Annotated in this window: 19 protein-coding genes; 8 read left to right on the top strand and 11 right to left on the bottom strand. The window is 71.0% G+C overall.

All coding sequences use genetic code 11. The features are described from left to right. Positions 1-132: 132 nt before the first annotated feature. Both WFJ36_RS13685 and WFJ36_RS13680 read right to left on the bottom strand, forming a co-directional pair. Positions 133-408 (bottom strand): hypothetical protein, encoded by a 276-nt coding sequence (locus WFJ36_RS13685; protein ID WP_336643483.1) that lies wholly within the window; start codon positions 406-408, stop codon positions 133-135. Positions 409-502: 94 nt separating this feature from the next. Continuing rightward, positions 503-979 (bottom strand): adenylyltransferase/cytidyltransferase family protein, encoded by a 477-nt coding sequence (locus WFJ36_RS13680; protein WP_292785827.1) that lies wholly within the window; start codon positions 977-979, stop codon positions 503-505. Positions 980-1,182: 203 nt separating this feature from the next. On the opposite strand from WFJ36_RS13680, the gene WFJ36_RS13675 reads away from it, so the two are divergent. After that, a complete protein-coding gene (locus WFJ36_RS13675; protein WP_336643482.1) occupies positions 1,183-2,991 on the top strand; it encodes an oleate hydratase in 1,809 nt (602 codons plus the stop codon). Positions 2,992-2,999: 8 nt separating this feature from the next. Here the strand turns inward: WFJ36_RS13675 and WFJ36_RS13670 are convergent, their stop codons facing one another. Then, positions 3,000-3,404 carry a PIN domain-containing protein gene (locus tag WFJ36_RS13670; protein ID WP_336643481.1) on the bottom strand — a complete coding sequence of 135 codons (405 nt, stop codon included), beginning with the start codon at positions 3,402-3,404 and terminating at the stop codon, positions 3,000-3,002. Continuing rightward, the gene (locus WFJ36_RS13665; RefSeq protein ID WP_071329087.1) at positions 3,401-3,655 is read right to left on the bottom strand and encodes a type II toxin-antitoxin system VapB family antitoxin; all 255 of its coding nucleotides are present in this window, start codon (positions 3,653-3,655) and stop codon (positions 3,401-3,403) included. The genes WFJ36_RS13670 and WFJ36_RS13665 overlap by 4 nt, the downstream gene beginning before the upstream one ends. A 90-nt stretch (positions 3,656-3,745) precedes the next feature. On the opposite strand from WFJ36_RS13665, the gene WFJ36_RS13660 reads away from it, so the two are divergent. Continuing rightward, a complete protein-coding gene (locus WFJ36_RS13660; RefSeq protein WP_336643480.1) occupies positions 3,746-4,417 on the top strand; it encodes a hypothetical protein in 672 nt (223 codons plus the stop codon). A 16-nt stretch (positions 4,418-4,433) separates the two neighbouring features. Here WFJ36_RS13660 and WFJ36_RS13655 read toward each other — a convergent pair whose 3' ends face one another. After that, positions 4,434-4,823: a hypothetical protein gene (locus WFJ36_RS13655; RefSeq protein WP_336643479.1), complete on the bottom strand. Its 390-nt coding sequence runs from the start codon at positions 4,821-4,823 to the stop codon at positions 4,434-4,436. A gap of 64 nt (positions 4,824-4,887) precedes the next feature. On the opposite strand from WFJ36_RS13655, the gene WFJ36_RS13650 reads away from it, so the two are divergent. The 4 genes from WFJ36_RS13650 (at position 4,888) to WFJ36_RS13635 (ending at position 9,936) form a co-directional block, all read left to right on the top strand. After that, a complete protein-coding gene (locus WFJ36_RS13650; protein ID WP_336643478.1) occupies positions 4,888-5,505 on the top strand; it encodes a cyclodeaminase/cyclohydrolase family protein in 618 nt (205 codons plus the stop codon). Further along, a complete protein-coding gene (locus WFJ36_RS13645; protein ID WP_442927865.1) occupies positions 5,426-6,361 on the top strand; it encodes an aminoglycoside phosphotransferase family protein in 936 nt (311 codons plus the stop codon). The genes WFJ36_RS13650 and WFJ36_RS13645 overlap by 80 nt, the downstream gene beginning before the upstream one ends. Positions 6,362-6,374: 13 nt before the next feature. Continuing rightward, positions 6,375-6,890, top strand: coding sequence for a hypothetical protein (locus WFJ36_RS13640; RefSeq protein WP_292785842.1), 516 nt, complete (start codon positions 6,375-6,377; stop codon positions 6,888-6,890). 268 nt (positions 6,891-7,158) lie between these two features. Further along, entirely contained in the window at positions 7,159-9,936 is a 2,778-nt protein-coding gene (locus WFJ36_RS13635) for a hypothetical protein (RefSeq protein ID WP_336643476.1), read from the top strand. Between the two features lie 64 nt (positions 9,937-10,000). On the opposite strand, the gene aztD is transcribed toward WFJ36_RS13635, so the two are convergent. From aztD to aztB, 4 genes are all read right to left on the bottom strand, one after another. Next, positions 10,001-11,140: a zinc metallochaperone AztD gene (aztD, locus tag WFJ36_RS13630; protein WP_336643475.1), complete on the bottom strand. Its 1,140-nt coding sequence runs from the start codon at positions 11,138-11,140 to the stop codon at positions 10,001-10,003. 87 nt (positions 11,141-11,227) lie between these two features. Next, positions 11,228-12,142, bottom strand: a complete 915-nt coding sequence (gene aztC / locus WFJ36_RS13625) for a zinc ABC transporter substrate-binding protein AztC (protein ID WP_336643474.1) — start codon at positions 12,140-12,142, stop codon at positions 11,228-11,230. A 1-nt stretch (position 12,143) separates the two neighbouring features. Continuing rightward, positions 12,144-13,367 (bottom strand): ABC transporter, encoded by a 1,224-nt coding sequence (locus WFJ36_RS13620; protein WP_292785850.1) that lies wholly within the window; start codon positions 13,365-13,367, stop codon positions 12,144-12,146. Positions 13,368-13,387: 20 nt separating this feature from the next. Beyond that, positions 13,388-14,254: a zinc ABC transporter permease AztB gene (aztB, locus tag WFJ36_RS13615; RefSeq protein WP_292785852.1), complete on the bottom strand. Its 867-nt coding sequence runs from the start codon at positions 14,252-14,254 to the stop codon at positions 13,388-13,390. A gap of 55 nt (positions 14,255-14,309) precedes the next feature. Between aztB and WFJ36_RS13610 the strand changes: the two genes are divergently transcribed. Beyond that, positions 14,310-14,966: a metal ABC transporter ATP-binding protein gene (locus tag WFJ36_RS13610; RefSeq protein ID WP_292785854.1), complete on the top strand. Its 657-nt coding sequence runs from the start codon at positions 14,310-14,312 to the stop codon at positions 14,964-14,966. A gap of 26 nt (positions 14,967-14,992) precedes the next feature. On the opposite strand, the gene WFJ36_RS13605 is transcribed toward WFJ36_RS13610, so the two are convergent. Continuing rightward, positions 14,993-15,337, bottom strand: coding sequence for a hypothetical protein (locus tag WFJ36_RS13605; protein ID WP_071329076.1), 345 nt, complete (start codon positions 15,335-15,337; stop codon positions 14,993-14,995). 105 nt (positions 15,338-15,442) lie between these two features. Here WFJ36_RS13605 and WFJ36_RS13600 point away from each other — a divergent pair, with 105 nt between their 5' ends. Further along, complete coding sequence (locus WFJ36_RS13600) at positions 15,443-17,038, top strand: DHA2 family efflux MFS transporter permease subunit (protein ID WP_336643473.1); 1,596 nt, start codon at positions 15,443-15,445, stop codon at positions 17,036-17,038. A gap of 16 nt (positions 17,039-17,054) precedes the next feature. Here WFJ36_RS13600 and WFJ36_RS13595 read toward each other — a convergent pair whose 3' ends face one another. Further along, the gene (locus WFJ36_RS13595; RefSeq protein ID WP_292785862.1) at positions 17,055-17,885 is read right to left on the bottom strand and encodes a zinc-ribbon domain-containing protein; all 831 of its coding nucleotides are present in this window, start codon (positions 17,883-17,885) and stop codon (positions 17,055-17,057) included. Positions 17,886-18,014: the final 129 nt, after the last annotated feature.

Genomic DNA, 18,014 nt, shown 5'->3' with positions numbered 1-18,014 from the left:
GTCTGGTCCGGCGGCCCCGGTGGGGGGCCCCACCCCGGTGGCCCCCCCCACCACGGTGAAGTTGACACAACTTTGAGACCGGCGCTGGTTCGGGACCTCACTCTTCGTCAGTTCCTCGACGCGGCGGAAACCTCAGCGTGTGCTCAGGACGAAGGCCAGAACCGCTCCCAGGGCGGTGCCCGTGAGCATTGCGGCGGCCGTCCAGCCGACGATGCGACCTCGGGCGGCCTCGCGTTTCGTCGCGTACACGCCCGCGCCGAGGCCACCCGCCACCGCTGCTGCCATCGTCACGCCGGCGACGAGCGTCTGGACCCCGTAGTCCGGTGTCGGCGGGGCAGGATCGACGAGCGGAGTCGCGAAGCGGTAGGTCATGACGACACCCAGGGCGACGAGTGAGAGCGCGGTCATCGCTGCGATCAAGCTCCACGCTGTCGATGTGCGCATCAGTCACCTGTTCTTTGCGGAGTTCGATGACCGGGGGTCGCCACAGGCAGAACGCGGGTCAGTGACTCGCGGCGCGCTCCGCTTCCTTCTCCGCGACGATCCTCCGGAGGCCCGAGCTGGAGAAGCGATGGTCTCGACTGTTGAAGTAGAGCTCGATGCCGCTCTCCTCGCAGTACGCGCGGCCCGTGAAATCCCGATCGCGGTACTCATCGCCGACGATGCGCACATCGAGCTTGAAGGACCGAAGGATGTCCTCGAGGTCCTGCTCCGTGGAGTAGGGCACGATTTCATCCACGTGCTGACAGCCGCGAAGCTGGATGTAGCGCTCCACGACCGTCTGTGTCGGCGCGTTCTTCTCCGGACGGTCCAGGGTCGGATCCATCTGCAGACCGACGATGAGGTAGTCGCACTGCCGCTTCGCCTCGGCGAGCATCATGATGTGCCCCGCGTGCAGCAGGTCGAACGTGGAGAAGGTGATCCCCACTCGCGGTCCGGGGTTGTAGTCGCGCCGTTGCGCCGTGGACTCGTCAGACAAGATGTGCCCCCCTGTTCCCCGTACTCTACCGGCCCGCGCTCGCGCGCGTGCTCGTGGTGGATCATCCGCCCAACTGGAACACGACGGCGTGAGGAACACCAGCCATCCGTAGTTCGGCCGGTCGCAGAGGAAGCCCTTCCCTTCCGCATCGGTTTCGGCTGGACTGTGCGCATCGGTGTCGAACCAATCGGAGGGTGGGACAGATGTACCGCAGCAATGGAAACTACGAAGCATTCGCACGACCTCGGAAGCCGGAGGGGGCCGACGACAAGACGGTCTGGCTGGTCGGCGGCGGTCTCGCCGCGATGGCGGCCGCGATCTTCATGATCCGCGACGGGCAGGTCGCGGGGGAGCGGATCACGATCCTCGAGGAGCTGGGGCTGCCCGGCGGCGCGCTCGATGGGATCAAGTACCCCGAGAAAGGGTTCGTCATCCGCGGCGGCCGCGAGCTGGAAGACCACATGGAATGCCTGTGGGACATGTTCCGCTCCATCCCGTCGTTGGAGATCGAGGGTGCCAGCGTGCTCGACGAGTTCTACTGGCTCAACAAGGACGACCCCAACGTGTCCCTGTGCCGGGTGACCGAGAAGCAGGGGCAGGATGCGCATACGGACAAGCTCTTCACGCTCTCGGAGAAGGCGCAGAAGGAGATCGTCGCCGTCATCCTCGCCACCCGTGAGGAGATGGAGGGCAAGCGCATCGACGAGGTGTTCGGCGACGACTTCCTCGGCAGCAACTTCTGGTTGTACTGGCGGACCATGTTCGCGTTCGAGGAGTGGCACTCGGCCCTGGAGATGAAGCTGTATCTGCACCGCTTCATGCACCACATCGGCGGGCTGCCCGACCTCTCCGCGTTGAAGTTCACGAAGTACAACCAGTACGAGTCGCTCGTGCTGCCGATGCGGAAGTTCCTCGACGACCACGGCGTGCAGTTCCGGTTCCATCACACAGTGACGGACATCCAGTTCGACATCGAGGACGGTCGCATCCAGTCGACGCGCATCGACTGGATCGCCGACGGCGAGCCCGGCGGCGTCGACCTGGGCCCTGACGACCTGTGTCTGGCGACGATCGGGTCGCTGACGGAGAACTCCGGCAACGGCGACCAGCACACCGCTCCGGAGCTGAAGACCGGCCCGGCCCCGGCCTGGGACCTCTGGAAGCGGATCGCCGCGAAGTCGCCGGCGTTCGGGCGACCGGAGGTGTTCTGCAGCGACATCGACAAGACGAAGTGGGAGTCCGCCACGGTCACCACCGTCGACGAGCGCATCCCGAAGTACATCGAGAAGATCTGCAAGCGCGACCCGTTCAGCGGCAAGGTCGTCACCGGCGGGATCGTCACCGCCAAGGACTCGGCCTGGCTGATGAGCTGGACGGTGAACCGGCAACCGCACTTCAAGGCGCAGAAGCCGAACGAGATCGTGGTCTGGGTGTACGGACTCTTTGTCGAGACGCCCGGCGACTACGTCAAGAAGCCGATGCAGGACTGCACGGGCGAGGAGATCGCGCAGGAGTGGCTCTACCACCTCGGTGTGCCGGTGGAGGACATCGCCGAGCTCGCCGCGTCGGCGGCCAAGACGGTCCCGGTGATGATGCCGTACGTGACCTCCTTCTTCATGCCGCGCCGGGCCGGCGACCGTCCGCAGGTGGTCCCGGAGGGAAGCGTCAACTTCGCCTTCCTCGGACAGTTCGCCGAGACGACGCGCGACACGATCTTCACCACCGAGTACTCCGTGCGCACGGCGATGGAGGCCACGTATCAGCTGCTCGACGTGGAACGCGGCGTGCCGGAGGTCTTCAACTCGACCTACGACATCCGCTACCTCCTCAAGGCGACCGCGCGGCTGCGCGACGGCGAGGCCGTCCACATCCCCGGCCCGAACTTCCTCCAGGGCCGCCTCCTCGACAAGCTCGACAACACGCAGATGGGAGAGCTGCTGACGGACTTCGGGCTCATCCCCGCGCATGGCGCGACGGTGCCGCGCCCGCGGGACGACGACGCGATCGCCTGAGCGTGCGCTCAGGCGGCGACGTACTCCTGGCGGACTCGGCCCGCCGTCGCCAGCTCGATGTATCCGAAGTCGTGGTCGGAGTTGAGGATCACGGCGTCGTTGGCGACGGCGTACGCCGCGATCAGGCAGTCGAAGGCAGCCGCGGCTCGCAGGAATCCGTTGGTCCAGAGCGCCTGCTGGATGTCCAGGGCTATCCGCTCGTCGGGATGCTCCCAGGCGGGGAGCAGCTCCTCCATGTCTTCCCGCAGAGCGGCGTACTCCGCCGCGTCACGGGCCGAGCGGCAGTACTCGAGCACCTGCGGCGGGCAGGTGATGAGGAGGTGGTTCGGCGAGAGGGAGCGGAGGCGGTCGGCGATCGCGGCGCTTCTCCCTGCCTTCTGCCAGATGCTGTTGTCGACGAGGTAGATGGTCACCGGGGAGTGCTCGCGCTCCGTCCAGCGCCCTCGCGCCGCTCCGGCATCGGCTCGGGAACCACCGTCGGTGCGTCGATCTGTTCGGCCTCGAAACGGCGGCCGATGATGCGCTCGACCGCGGCGGGCTGGCGACGTACCGCGATGAGGGTGCGTAGGGCGAGATCCACGGTCTCGCGGTTGGAGGTCGTGCCGGCGAGCCTCTTGGCCTGCTTCAACTCGTCGGGGTCGATGTCGATGGATGTGACGGTCATGGTCGTTCCTTCCTCCCCGCGATCTTGTATACGGCGGTATATAAAACTGTCAGCCGGCGGTGGTCGGCTCACGGCGGGAGAGGAGGACACATGCGTTCGACGCGACCGATGCCCGGGAACCCGTGGCCGCACGACATGACCATCACCGTCGAGGATCGTCCGCACACGCTGCTGGAACTCCTCTGGATCCGCGAGGCGCACGGGCTGGATCCCGCCGATGACGCCCTCCCACCGCCGCTGGTCGACCGACCGGCGGCGGCCGCGCGGCGCGTGGACGAGGAGACCCGTGCCCGTTGGGCGGAGGTGTGGCCACGGATCTGGGGCGATGCTCTCGCGCACGCCGCGACCGAGCCCGACCAGGCGCTGCTCGACCGCGCCGTCGCCATGACGCTGAGTCCTGACGAGCGGGAGACGCTGCTCGGGCGGATCGTCGGGCCCACAGCGCGGGACGCGTTCGGGGTGGAGGTGTTCGATGATGCGGCGTACCGCGAATGGGAGCGGCGCGGTTCCGAGGCGCATCTCGCGTCGCACCTCACGGCCCTCACGGACAGCCCCGAACACCGCGACGTCGCCACCCTGGCCGACGCCTGGCGGCGCGGCCTCGGAAGGGTGGTGACGCTGCCGTCCCAGGGGACGTACGTCCGGCAGATCGGACCGCACGCCCTTCTGGTCACCGATGAGGTGCGGAGCGATTCCGCCGCGTACCGCGTGGCGCTGGAGTCGTTCGGTCGAGGTCCCTCGGAGCGCCCGTCGAGGGCGTGACGCCCAGCGGCCCGAGTCAGAGGACGAGCGGGAGGAACGACACGATCAGGCCGACGGCACCGACCGCGGCGAAGACGACGCCGACAGTCCGCAGCACGCGGCGCAGATGCGGCGGCTCACCGATCCGGATGCGAGCCGGGTCGTTCGAGCTGTGGAACCCGTCGAGCCATCCATCGGTGGTGGCCGTGGGCTCGCTGCGGCGCAGCGGTCTCTCGTGGAAGTCGCCGCCCGCGAACCAGCGAGCGGCGGGGCGGCCGTCCCGATCGATCACGGCGATCTCGACGGGGACCCACTGCCCCTCGACGAGCCGGATCAGCAGGGCCACGATGAGGAACGGGATTCCGACGCCGAGGCCGATCCAGGACAGCACCTCACCGACGACGGAGAGGGTATCCACGAGCTGCACGACTCCATCGTAGAGAGGGGAACCAGTGGGAGAGTCACACCTGCACGCGGATAGTCTGACCGGCATGACGGATTCCGCAGACATCCCGACGTCACGGCCGTTGGACGCCTGGCTCGACGCGCTCAGCCAGCCCACCGGCTCTCCGGGTGGCGGAGCCGCGACGGGGGTGATGCTCGGTCTGGCGACCGGGCTGATGGGCATGGTCGCCGGATACACCCGCGACGACGCCGTCGCCGAGATCGCCGGCCGTCTCGACAGCACGCGCGCGGCGCTTCTGGAGGCGGTCGAAGCCGACGGCGTGGTCTCGGCGGATCTCGGCGCCGCGCTCGCACGGGTGCCGGAAGACCCCGAGCGGGAGGAGGCGGTGCGAGCCGCCGCCCTCGAGGCGGCCGCATCCGTCGCACGACTCGGTCGCCTCGGCATCACCGTGGTCGATGAGGCGCGCACGCTCGCCGCCCACGGGAACCCGCACGTCGCGGTGGACCTCGCGGTGGCGACGGAAGCGCTCGCCGCGGGGCTGGCGGGGGCGTCCCTGAACCTCCGGGCGAATCTGCAGCTCGCTCGCAGGCACGGGGCGTCGGCCGCGATGCGGGCAGGGCTCGATGAGGAGGTCGGGCGACTGGCGGAGGCGCGGACTCAGGTCGCCCGGATCACCGTGGAGCTTTCCGCGCGCCTGGACTGACATGGCGCACGAAAGTCCGCTGCCTGAACGGGCCGCCGAGATCCTGGACGCCTGGGGTCTCTCTCCGGACGGGCCCCTCCTGTCCGGCGAGGCGGGGATCGTCGTCCCGGTCCGGCGGACGGACGGCCTCGCCGCCGTGGTGAAGCTGCAGCAGCCGGGGCCGGAGGTCGATGCGGCAGTACTCGGGCTGGCGCGGTGGGACGGGCGAGGGATCGTCCGCCTCCTCGCGAGCGCCCCGGATCGCGGAGCGATGCTCCTGGAGCGCCTCGATGCCGAGCGCAGCCTCGAGGCGATGGACGATGACGATGAGGCCACGCGCATCGTCGGATCCCTCCTCGCACGTCTGCATCGCGTCGACCCGCCGGCCGGCCTTCCGCGACTGGAGGCGGTGGTGTCGCAGATGCTGGACGATGCGACGGAGGCGGGCACGCTGCTGACCCGAGAGGACCGACGGCGGTTCGACCGGTGGCGGCGCCTCGTCGCGGACGTCGCCGCGACGCCCGGCAGCCGGTTCCTGCACTGGGATCTGCACTTCGGCAACGTCCTCGGCGCGGAGCGCGAACCGTGGCTGGCGATCGACCCCGAGCCCCTCGTCGGCGACGCGGGCTTCGATCTGTGGCCGGCGCTGGACAGCGGCTGGAGCCGCGATCCGGGCACCGTGGATGCGGCCCGCATCGTGCGGCGTCGGTTCGACATCCTCACCGAGATGCTGCACCTCGACCGCGCCCGCGCGGCACGCTGGACGACCGCGCGGCTCCTGCAGAACACACTGTGGGACATCGAGGACGGTGAGCCCGCGATCGCTCCCGCCGCGACGGTGCTCGACGATGCGCTGCGGTCGGCAGGGCTGGCTTGATAGCATCCCGCCCATGAGCACGCCGGACTCCGATCCCGCTCGGCCCGAGCACGACCGCGCCGCGATCAAGGAGCGCGTGTACGCGACCTTCACGGGGCTCGCCATCGTGCTCGTGCAGAACGCCAACGTGGCGCACACCAGCGCCCTGCAGGCCACGGTGACCCTGCTGATCGGCATCGTCGCGATCGCGCTCGCGGGCTTCGCCGCCGATCTGGTCGCGCACCTCGCGACGCATGGCAGCTTCCCCCGGGGAGCGGACCTGCGTGAGGTCCTGGGGCTCACCGGCACGGCGCTCGGCTCGGCGGCGGTGCCGCTGCTCGTCCTCCTCGCCGCCGTGCTCGGATGGATCGAGCTGCGGACGGCGCTGACCATCGCGTCGATCGTGTACGTCGCGATCCTCGGGCTCATCGGGTACGTCGCCGTCCGCCGGACCGGGGTGAGCGGGTGGCAGCAGCTCATCGCCCTGGGAATCCTCGTCGGGCTCGGCGGCATCGTCGTGCTCGTCCAGCAGCTCGCGCACGGACACTGACGGACACACCCGTTGCGCGCGCCCTGCGCATGGTTCATCCTGAACGTGCTGCACGGGATCGGCTTGGGGGGCCTCGACGGTCACGCTGCGGCCGACGGAGCGCCTGCCACCCAACTCCCTCCCCCGGCGGGCGCTCCGCTGCGAGTGCGTTCCGCTGCTGTACCGACGCCTACCGGTCCCCGCCTCCACCGACCCTTGCCCTGCCGCGGCCCCCGCCCCTACGGTGAGGTGACGGGTGGGCATCCGCACCCGGGGCGGGGGCCAGTCGATGAGAAGAGTCCGATTCGGAGTTCTGGGCGTGCTGCTGGCCGCCGTGGTCGGCCTCGGTGGTGCTCTTCCCGCCGTCGCCGCCGAACCCACCGCCCGGCTCTCGCTCTTCAAGGCGATCGAGAACCTCGACACCGGCGCCAGTCTCGGCGACCGCACGCTGTGGACGATGCACGCGGTCAACGTGGCCACGGGGGAGACCTTCACCGGCGACGGCCTCAACGGCATGCAGTCGCGTCTCATCCCGCCCGGCACGTACCGCATCTTCGAGACCGGCGGTGTGGCGGGCTACGCCTTCTACTCCTGGAACTGCGACGGCGACGTGACGACGCAGCCGGAGCGCACGATCACCATCACCGCGAACCAGTCGATGACCTGCACGGTGCAGAACAACGCGATCCGGAGCAGCCTCACGCTCGTCAAGAACGTTCAGGGCGGGGGTGCGACTCCGTCGGAGTGGACCCTGCGGGCGCAGGGGCCCTCGACCATCGAAGGTGCGGGCGGCTCGGCCGCGGTGCAGAACCAGCCGGCACGGATCGGCACGTACACGCTGAGCGAGTCCGGCGGGCCGGGAAGCTATGTGGCAGGACCCTGGACCTGCGAGCGGCGGGATCTGACGACCGGCGCGGTCACCGCCGTTCCCGTGGCCGGTGATCAGTTCGAGGTGACCCTCGGCGGTGCGGTGACCTGCCAGATCACCAACACCGGGGATCTGCCCCACCTGACGCTCGTCAAGGAGGTCGTCGACCCGGCGGCGACCGGATTCCCACTGGCCGCCCCATCGGACTTCGTCCTGACCGCGAGTGGACCCGAGCGGATCTCCGGCCCTTCCGGGTCGGACGCCGTCGATCACGCCTCCATCGACCCCGGCGCCTACTCGCTCGCCGAGAGCGGTCCCGCCGGATACAGCGGCGGCGCGTGGACCTGCGTCGACGCCACGAGCGACGGCGGGATCGATGGGGCACTCCTCTACGTGCGCGAAGGGTCTGACATCACGTGCCGTATCACCAACACCTTCGCGGGCGGCTGGCTCACCCTCGTCAAGAACGTGGTGGGCAGCGACCAGCCGCCGTCCGACTGGACCCTGACCGCCGCAGGCCCGGAGACCGTCACCGGCGCCTCCGGATCCGCTGCGGTCACCCGCGTCCCGGTGCCGGTCGGCGACTACACGCTCGCCGAGGCGGACGGACCCGCCGGGTACGCGGCCGGGCCGTGGTTGTGCACGGGCGGCGCCATGGCGACCGACACCGTGACCGTCGGCGCCGGAGCGGACGTGACCTGCACGGTCACGAACACCCTCGAGGTCGGCCAGCTCACCCTCGTGAAGAACGTCGTGAACGCCGGCGGCGGTCCCCTCACCGCGCAGGACTGGGAGCTCACCGCGGCATCGGCCGACACCGTCATCAGCGGCGTCTCCGGCTCGGGCAAGGTGAGCTTCGCGGCGGTGGCTCCAGGGACCTTCACCCTGTCGGAGGCGAGCACCGCTCCGGAGGCGGGCTCCTATGTGAGTGAGGGCTGGTCCTGCGTCGATGACGAGGGCACCCCCGTCGGCACCGGCGACACCGTCGAGGTCGTGCCGCTGGAGAGTGTGATCTGCACCGTCACGAACCGTTGGACCCAGTCGACCCTGACGCTGCGCAAGCAGGTCGCCTCCGCCTTCGGGACTCCGGCCCTGCCCTCGGCGTGGACCCTGTCCGCCACCGATGGCACCGCCACCGTCTCAGGACCGGCGAACTCGCCGGCGGTCACCCAGGCCGCCGTCGCCCCCGGTGCGTGGACGCTCAGCGAGCAGGACGGCCCCACCGGCTACGACCCGCTCGGCTGGAACTGCTCGGGCGGGACGGTGACCGGCGACGTGGTCCAGGTGCCTCCGTCGGCTGATGTCGTCTGCATCCTGACCAACGCATCGATCACGCCGAGCCTGACTCTCGTCAAGCAGGTCGTGAACGGCGAGCGCGGGCGCGCCGTGCCCGCCGACTTCGAGCTGAAGGCGCGCGGCCCGGGCAACGCGGCACTCTCCGGCCCCAGCGGGTCGGAGTTCGTCACCGACATGTCGCTCCCGCCGGGCGACTACATCTTCTCCGAGGACGGCCCGAGCGGGTACGAGGGCGAGTGGTCCTGCACCGGCACGACCTGGGACGGGACCACGGCGACGCTGGGATTCGGGGAGGACGCGATCTGCACCGCCACGAACACCTTCGTCGGCGGCACGCTCACGCTCCGGAAGGCCATCGTCGGGAACGCCCCCGGAGCCCCGGCCGGGCCGGCTGCCGTCACGGACTGGACCCTGCACGCCCTCGGCGGCGGGGAGTTCCCGCGCCCGCGCATCGAGGGAGCGTCCGGCGAGACGGCGGTGACCCTCGCTCCGCTCGGGGCCGGTGCGTTCCGACTCTCGGAGCGGGCGGTCGCGGGCGCGCCCACAGCGGACTACCGCAGCGATGGCTGGGAGTGCACCGGGGGAGGGCTGGAGGGCGACATCGTCCAGGTGACCGCAGGGGTCGACACCGTGTGCACGGTGACGAACGTCTACGACCCCCGCTCCGGTCCCGACCCCGAGCCCGAGCCGGAACCCGAGAACCCGGATCCCGGGACGGGCGGTGGACCAGGGCCGGGGACCGGGGCCACCGGCGGATCCGCCTCCGGCCTCGCGACGACAGGTCTTGCGCCGGGCGCGGCCGCGGCGGCCGGCGCCGGTGGTCTGCTCGTCCTCCTCGGGGCCGCGCTCCTCGCGGCGCGGCGGCTTCGGCGCACGCGCCATTGGCATCCCGGATCGCGCTGACCCGACCCCTCCGCACGCGCGCGGCGGGTCCGCCCGGGAGAGGACGGACCCGCCGTGTCGAGGATCAGCCGGCGGCCGGCGCGATCTCGTTCGGCGTGACCTCCAGCTCCGTGCTCGCGAGCACCTCGCCGGTGGCGAGGTCGACGGCGTGCACGCTGTTCGCGGCCGGCTCGGTCACGTAGGCGATGTCGCCCGCGACGACGATGGCCGGGTGCGGGTCTTGCCACTCGGCGGGTCCCTCCCACGCCTCGATGACGGGGTAGGAGCCGGTGATCTCGCCGGTCTCCGGGTCGAGCACGTGGATGGCGCCGTCGGCGCCGAGGATGTAGGCCCGGTCGTCCGGGCCGCGCACGACGTCGCGGAAGGTGTACTCCGCCCCTTCGGGCAGGGACACGACCTCCGACGTCATCGCCTCGGTGTCGATGAGCGTGACGGCGCCGAGCAGGTAGCCCTCGGCGTCGGGGTCGTCCTTGTAGTCCCCGACGATGATCGGGCTCGTCTCGCTCACGTACGCGTTGCCCATGCGGCCGTACGGCTGGTCGGGAGCGGCGAGCTTGGTGATCTCGCCGTCCTTGTAGACGAGCGCGCCGTCCTCGCACCCGAAGACGACCACCTCGTCGGCCGCGGTGCCTTCGCCGTGGACGCCCGGGCACTGGTCGGACGAGGCGATCTCCGTACCGTCCGCATCGCGCACCACGATGCCGGTGCGACCGTCCGCATCGCCCACCGTGGTGAGGAACGTGCCGTCCTCCAACAGCACCGAGACGCCGTGGTGCGCCTCGACGCCGTCCACGGTCTCCACCTCCGGCATGCCGCCGTCGCCGAGGTCGGCGGTGTCGAAGATGGTGGTGTCGCTCGTGCCGTCGGCGTAGAGGATGGTCTTGCCACCGTGGCGGACGACGTGGCCGGGGGTGTCGGCCGCGAACACCGTGTCAGTCAGGACCGCCTCGTCGGCTGACCCGGCCCCGGTGTCGAGCACCTGGAAGCCCTCGCTCATCGTCACCATCACATGGCGACCGTCGCCGGCCGGGTTCAGGCGGGTGAACGGCTCGGAGTCGAAGTCGGCGACGGTGTCGAGGGTCTCGCCGTCGAGGACGAGGATGCCGCCCTCGTACGAGATGGCCACGCGGGGGCCGGCGTCCGGTTCCGGGGCGTCGCTCGCGGATCCGGCTCCGGCCGTGGTCGAGCAGGAGGCGAGCGTCACGGCGGCGCCGAGGGCGACGGCCCCGACCAGCGCCCGGCGCAGGGGGGAGTGGCTTCATGCGGTGCTTCTTTCTTGTGAGGGGTGGTCTCAACGGGTGAGACCGGAGGCGATGCGCTCGGTGTTGACGCGCATCATGGTCAGGTAGTCCGGGGCGCCGCCGTCTTCCGCGGTGAGCGACTCGGTGAACAGCTCGATCACCGCGACGTGGACGTCAGCCTCTTCGGCCAGCGCCTGGACGAGGCGGTCGGGGGAGGAGGACTCCGCGAAGACGGCGGGCACACCCGTCTCCTCCACGGCACCCACCAGATCGGCGAGGTCGGAGGCCGAGGGGGCCGCGAGCGTGGTGCCGCCCGGGATGACGGCGCCGACGACCTCGAAGTCGAAGCGGTCGGCGAGGTAGCCGAAGACGTGGTGGTTGGTCACGAGCGCCCGACGGTCGTCGGGGATCCGGGCGAACGCGCTCGTCATCTCATCGTCGAGCGCCGTCAGCTCCTCGCGGTAGTCGGCGACGTCCGCCGTGAGGGTGTCGGCGTCGACCCCGTCGAGCGCGGCCAGGGCGGGCTCCAGGGCGTCGACGACGTCGATCATCCGCGCCGGATCGGTCCAGAAGTGGGAGTCCGGCATTCCCGCGGCGTCGCCGTCGCGGTAGTCCAGGACGTCGATCGCGTCGCCTGCGACGAAGGACGGCACCTCGGCCGCGACGGCCGCGTCGAGATGCTGCTGCAGGCCCTCCTCGAGCCCGAGTCCGTTGGAGACGAGCAGGTCGGCGTCCCGCAGCGTGGCGGCCTCCTGCGCTGAGATCTCGAACGAGTGCGGGTCGGCGTTCGGCTTCATGAGGGTGACGACGCGCGCCTGATCGCCGACGAGCTCGCCGACCACGTCGCCCAGGATGTTGGTCGTGACGACGACCACCGGCCGCGTATCGGCGGGAGGGGCGCAGGCGGTCAGAGCGGCGGAGGTCAGCGCGGCGAGAACCGCGGCGAGGGGGCGCAGGAGGCGCATGTCAGCGTCCCGTCTCGGCGACGAACGCCGGGGCGTCGGCGGTATCGAAGGTCCGCGCGAGGCGGGCGTCGTCGGCGTAGTCGATCTCGAACAGCCGGTGCTCCGCCGGGCCGTTCAGGTAGGCGCGGTGCTGATCGGCGATGAGGGCCGGAGCCTCGCCCGCCGCCAGCGATGCCGCCACGAGCGGGGTGGTCTCCGCCCGCACCGTCCCGTCGAGCGCGCTGAGCACGAGCACGCGTCCGTCCTGCGTCAGCGCGAGGAGGGTGTCGTCCTCATCGCCGACCGCGGTGACCTGCGCGAGGGGAGTGGGGGCGGTGAGCAGCGTCCAGGCCTGCGCGCGGGTGTCGAGGACCCGGATGTCGGTCGGTCCGGCGAGGCCGGCGACCGTGGGGCGCCCCTCGCGGTTGTGGAACGCGGACACGGCTCCGGCCGGCGCTCCATCCGGGTACGGGATGCGGTCCACGGTCAGCGCCCCGGCCTCGACACGGGCGAGCAGGGCACCGTCGGCGCAGCCGATGACCGCGCCGACCCTGGTCGTGATCGTGCCGGTCGCTACGGCGCACTCCTCCCGGAGCCCGGTGCGCTCGCCGTCCGCCGTGTAGCCGACGACGACTCCGCCCGTGTCCCCCTCGGCTTCGGTCACCAGCGCGAACGACCCGACCGGCACCACCAGCCCCTCGTGCGGGGATCGCTCGACGCGGAACAACTCACGGATCTCTCCCTTCGACAGGGCCTCCGTGTCGAGGAGGACGGCGTCTCCGGACCCGGAGAAGGAGATGCCGGTGCCGCCGGTGGTCGAGCTGTTTGTCGTCGCGACCGTCGCCGACCCGTCGCCCCCGACCGCGCCGAGCAGTGCGGGAGCGGTGCGGTAGTAGTGGAAGTGGTCGACGTGGTCCCACGTCCAGACGCCGCTGTCGACGACCTCGACGCCGTCGCCGGTGTCTGCGAAAAGGTACCGGCCGTCGGTCGTCATGCTCTCCGGGGCGGCCACCGTGCCGATGTCGGTGACGCTCTCGTCCAGGAGGTCGAGGTGGGTGACCCGACCCTGCGCGTCGATGGTCGTGAGTCCGAGCTGCGCTTCGGCGACCTCTTCCGCTCCGGCGATCGCGCCGTGTCCGTCGGCGGAGGAGGGGGCGGTCAGGCCCGGCGTCGAGGGTCCGGCGCAGGACGCGAGGGGCAGAGTCAGGACGGCGACGGTGATGAGGGGAAGGAAGCGGGAATGCACGAAGAGCCTTTCGGGACGAGTCAGGAGGCGGCAACCGGGGCGGGACGGGCGATCGGTCGCCGGGTTCGCACGGCGACCCGTGCCGCCCAGGACAGACCGGCGAGGCTGATCGCGGCGGCGGCGACGGACGCTCCCGCAGCGGTGGCCGCATACCAGGACGCGAGGAGGCCGACGAGGACGGCCGCCACGCCGAACACCGACGCGAGCGCCATCCGCGTGGGCAGACGGGACGTCCACTGTCCGGCGGCGACAGCCGGCGCGAGCAGCAGACCGACGACGAGCAGCGAGCCCACCGCCTGGTACGACGCCACCACCGCGAGGGTCACCAGTCCGACCAGGGCCGCCTGGGCCCACCGTGGTCGCAGCCCGAGCACCGTCGCGATGCGGGCGTCGAGGGCGAGCGCGACGAACGGCCGATGGCAGAGGGTGGCGACCGTCACTCCCAGGACCGCGGCCGCGGCGAGCAGGAGAAGGTCGGCGCGGGTGATCGCGAGGATGTCGCCGAAGAGGATCGCCGTCGCATCCGTGGCGAAGCTCCCGGAGTGGGAGATGACGATCACCCCCAGGGCCAGCATCGCGACGAAGAGCAGGCCGATGCTCGTGTCGTAGGAGAGTCGGGCGCGTCGCTGCAGGGCGCCGATGCCGATGCTCATCGCGACGGCGCTGACCGCCCCGCCGACCAGCACGGGTGCCCCGAGCACCGTGGCCAGCGCGACGCCGGGCAGCATCCCGTGGGCCAGGGCCTCGCCGAGGAAGGCCATCCCTCGAACGACGACCCAGGTGCCGACGACCCCGCAGAGGACCGCGACGAGAGCGCCGCCGACGAGTCCGCGCTGGAAGAACTCCAGCGTGAACGGGGTGAGCAGGGCGGCGAGCGAGAGGGTCACGAAACGCGAGCCTATTCGTAATTGAGAATGATTATCAAATTCATAAACTGGAGACATGACGAGAATCTCCCGCGCTGCCGACGGCGCCGTGTGTCTTGACGACGTCTCCGTCCGGCTCGGCGACCGCGTGGCGCTGCGCCGCCTCACCCTGAAGGTCGAGGCGGGGGAGTTCGTCGTCGTCACCGGTCCGAACGGCGCGGGGAAGTCGACGCTCCTGGAGGTGGCCGCCGGGGTGCGCTCACCGACCGGAGGGCGGCGGAGCGTGACCGGTGCGATCGCCTTCGTGCCGCAGCGCGCCGCGGTGCCCGCCGGCCTTCCGCTCACCGCGCGAGACGTCGTGACGGTCGGGACGTGGCGTCGGCTCGGGGCCTTCCGGCGGCGGGATCGACGGGCGCGTGCGGCGGTGGTGGCGGCGATGAAGCGCACCGCCGTGTCGTCACTGCAGCGTCTGCCGTTCGCGACGCTGTCCGGCGGCCAGCAGCAGCGTGTGCTCCTGGCTCAAGGGCTCGCGGGGGAAGCAGGCATCCTGCTCGTGGACGAGCCGACGACGGGCCTGGACGCCGCATCGGTCCGTCGCATCCGGACAGTGCTGCGCGAGGAGGCGGACCGCGGGGCGGCCGTCCTCTGTGTCACGCACGATGCGACCCTGATCGCCGATGCCGACCGCGAGGTCGCGCTCCGCGACGGTGCGCGGCTCCCCACGTCGCGCTGAGGGGGCAGTCGCTCAGCGGAGCGCGATCAGAGTCCGTGGCCCATGTCGAAGTCGGAGAGCGCCGGGACCTCGATGTCGCCCGGCGATGACGTCTCGCTCGGCGGCTTCGGGAACAGGCGGTGGGACCGCAGCTCATCGACCTCGGCGGAGAAGTCCGGGTCGGCGTCCACGGCGTGGTGAGGGCTGACGAGCACGTCGTTGCCGACGCCGACGAGGAGATCGGCCCAGTCCTTCTCGCCCTCCAAGAGGATCGGGATCTCGACCGCTTCGGACTCGCCCTCCCTGGCGATGGCGGCGGCCAGGGTCAGCAGCGTCTCCGCGATGTCGTCGGAGGTGATGAGCTGCTGGCCGGCGTAGGAGACGAGTTTCATGAGGGCATCATCGCGCTCCGCGCGTCCGTGCGCACGGGGGTTGCGCTCGCGGGAGAGAACGGATAAAACTGCTTTCCATTCAAGTATCTAACTAGGCTAGCGAACATGGACAGATTGCAACGCCGGCGCTGGGCGGGTCTGGTCTTCATCAGCATCGCCGTCAGCCTCATCATCGTCGACTCGACGATCGTCAACGTCGCCATCCCGGCCATCGTCGACGACCTGGGGATCACCTCGACCGAGGTGCAGTGGGTGCAGGAGTCCTACACCCTCGTCTTCGCCGCCCTCCTGCTCGTCTTCGGCAGCCTCGCCGACCGCTTCGGTCGTCGCCGCGTCATGATCGTCGGTGTCGTCGTGTTCGCCGCCGCCTCCGTCCTCGCCGCCACCGCGCCGAGCGGGAGCATCCTCATCCTCGCCCGGCTGGTGCAGGGCGTCGGCGGTGCCATGATCCTGCCGACCACCCTGTCGATCATCAACGCGACTTTCCGCGGGCGGGAACGCGGCGTCGCGTTCGCCGTCTGGGGCTCGACCATCGGCGGCATGGCGGCCGTGGGGCCGCTCCTCGGTGGGTGGCTGACCACCGCCTTCTCCTGGCGCTGGGCGTTCGGCATCAACATCCCGCTCGGCCTGCTGATCGTCGTCGGTGTGCTGCTGACCGTGGCCGAATCGCGTGGAGAGCGCACGGAACGGATCGACGTGGTGGGGGCCGTGCTCTCGGTCGTGACGATGGGCAGTCTCGTCTTCGCGCTCATCGAGGGCCGCACGTACGGCTGGTGGCTCGTGGACGAGCGCCCGCAGATCGGCGGCTGGACCTGGCCGGGGGAGCTCTCGCCCATCCCGTTCGCGTTCGCCCTCGCGGGCCTCGGGCTGGTCGCGTTCATCGCCTGGGGCCTGCACCGCCAACGACACGGACGCTCCACCCTGCTCGCGCTGCGCCTGTTCGCGATCCCGTCGTTCCGCAACGGGAACATCGCCGCCGCCGTCGTGTCCCTCGGAGAGTTCGGCCTCATCCTCGCGCTCCCGCTCTGGCTGCAGTTCGTGCTCGGCTTCGACGCGCTGCAGACCGGTCTGCTGCTGCTCGCCCTCGCGGGCGGATCCTTCCTCGCCAGCGGAGTGGCCGGTGCCGCGAGCGGACGGATCGCCCCGGTCTGGGTGGTCAGGGTCGGGCTCCTCGCCGAGATCGTCGGCGTCGCCGGTGTGGGGCTCGTGATCGCCCCAGAGGCGTCCTGGGTGCCCCTCGTTCCGTTCCTCTTCGTGTACGGGCTCGGTGTGGGGCTCGCGACCGCGCAGCTCACCGGCGTCGTGCTCGCCGACGTGCCTGTTACGGACAGCGGGGCCGCGTCCGGCACCCAGTCGACGTCTCGTCAGCTCGGCGCGGCGCTCGGGGTGGCCGTGCTCGGCACCGTCCTGTTCACGAGCACGGCGGTCGTGCTCGGGGCGGCACTCGATGACCGCGGCGTGCCGTCGGCGGCGCGCGACCAGGTGGTCTCCGCCGTCGTGGACAGCGCCGGCGCCGCCATCGCGGGGCTCGACCAGAACCCGGAGACGGCGCCGTTCGCCGAGGCGGCCCGCAGCGCGTTCTCCGACGGCACCCGCTACGCGGCCTGGACGGCGGCCGGTTTCCTCACTCTCGGCCTGCTCTCCACCGTCGCCCTCGGCTCTCCCCGGGAGCGGCGCGGGGACGAGTCGGTCGCATCGTGAAGGGAAGCGGGCTCCCTCAGCGCAGGTAGGCGTCGACCAGGAGGGCTCCGCGGATGTCCCGGAGCCGGTCGACCAGCCGGGTGATGCCGCTCGCGCCGAGGGAGGCGAGCGGGAGGTCGAACGGCCCGAGCGGCTCGAGCGTCCCCATCCGCACGCGCACCACCTCCCAGCCGGCGGCGCGTACTGCGCGGTCCTTCCGGCGATCGGTCTCCTCCCTCTTCCCGACGTGCTCCAGCCCGTGCCGGCCGACCGTGTCGTACTCGATCGCGATCCGCAGCTCCGGGAGCAGGATGTCGGGCCACACCTCCGTGTGCCGGAAGAACGGCCGCGCGACCTTGATGGCGTTGACGTCGTCAGGGAACAGCAGCCGTTCGGTGAGCGCCCGCCGGAGCTTCCCCTCGGCCGCCGAGGCGGGTTTCGGAGCGCACACACTCAGGAACGCGGTCCCCGTCGGCAGCGCGGGGGTCTTCGTGCACAGCGGCGGCGCCGGCTTCTTCGGACGGGCGGGGAGCGCCCGCGCCTCTCCGAGGACCACGGACTGCGGACGCGCCAGCGCCGTGCATTCGGGGCACCAGGACGAGCGCCGTCGCACCCGCCCCGGGCGTTCGCGCTGCTCGGTCGGCGTCGCCGCGAACAGGTGGCCGACGGCGCACTCCCAGCAGAGCAGCACATCGGCCGCCAACGGGATCTGCGAGAGTGCGATGCCGTGGTTGAGTTCCGGGTGGTACTGCCGGATGAGCTCGGGGTAGGCCGCCCACGCCGCCCGGTAGGTGCCCACCGCGTAGGGCACGTCGAGTCCGCGCGAGAACTGGCGTCTCGCCCACCACTGCTGCACGGGCTCGGGCACGACAGCGACGCTAGGCGAGGCCACCGACATCGCCGCTGCGGAGTCACCAGGGTGAACATCGGCGGCTGCTCTGTCGTGTCCGCAGGGGCACGCCTAGGGTCGGTGGCGAAGACCGGTGCCTCTGCGCGC

The sequence above is a fragment of the Microbacterium sp. MMO-113 genome (genome assembly GCF_037148555.1).
Lineage (GTDB): Bacteria > Actinomycetota > Actinomycetes > Actinomycetales > Microbacteriaceae > Microbacterium.
The sequence above is the reverse complement of the archived record's forward strand: the minus strand, read 5'-3'. Positions and strand labels throughout refer to the sequence as shown.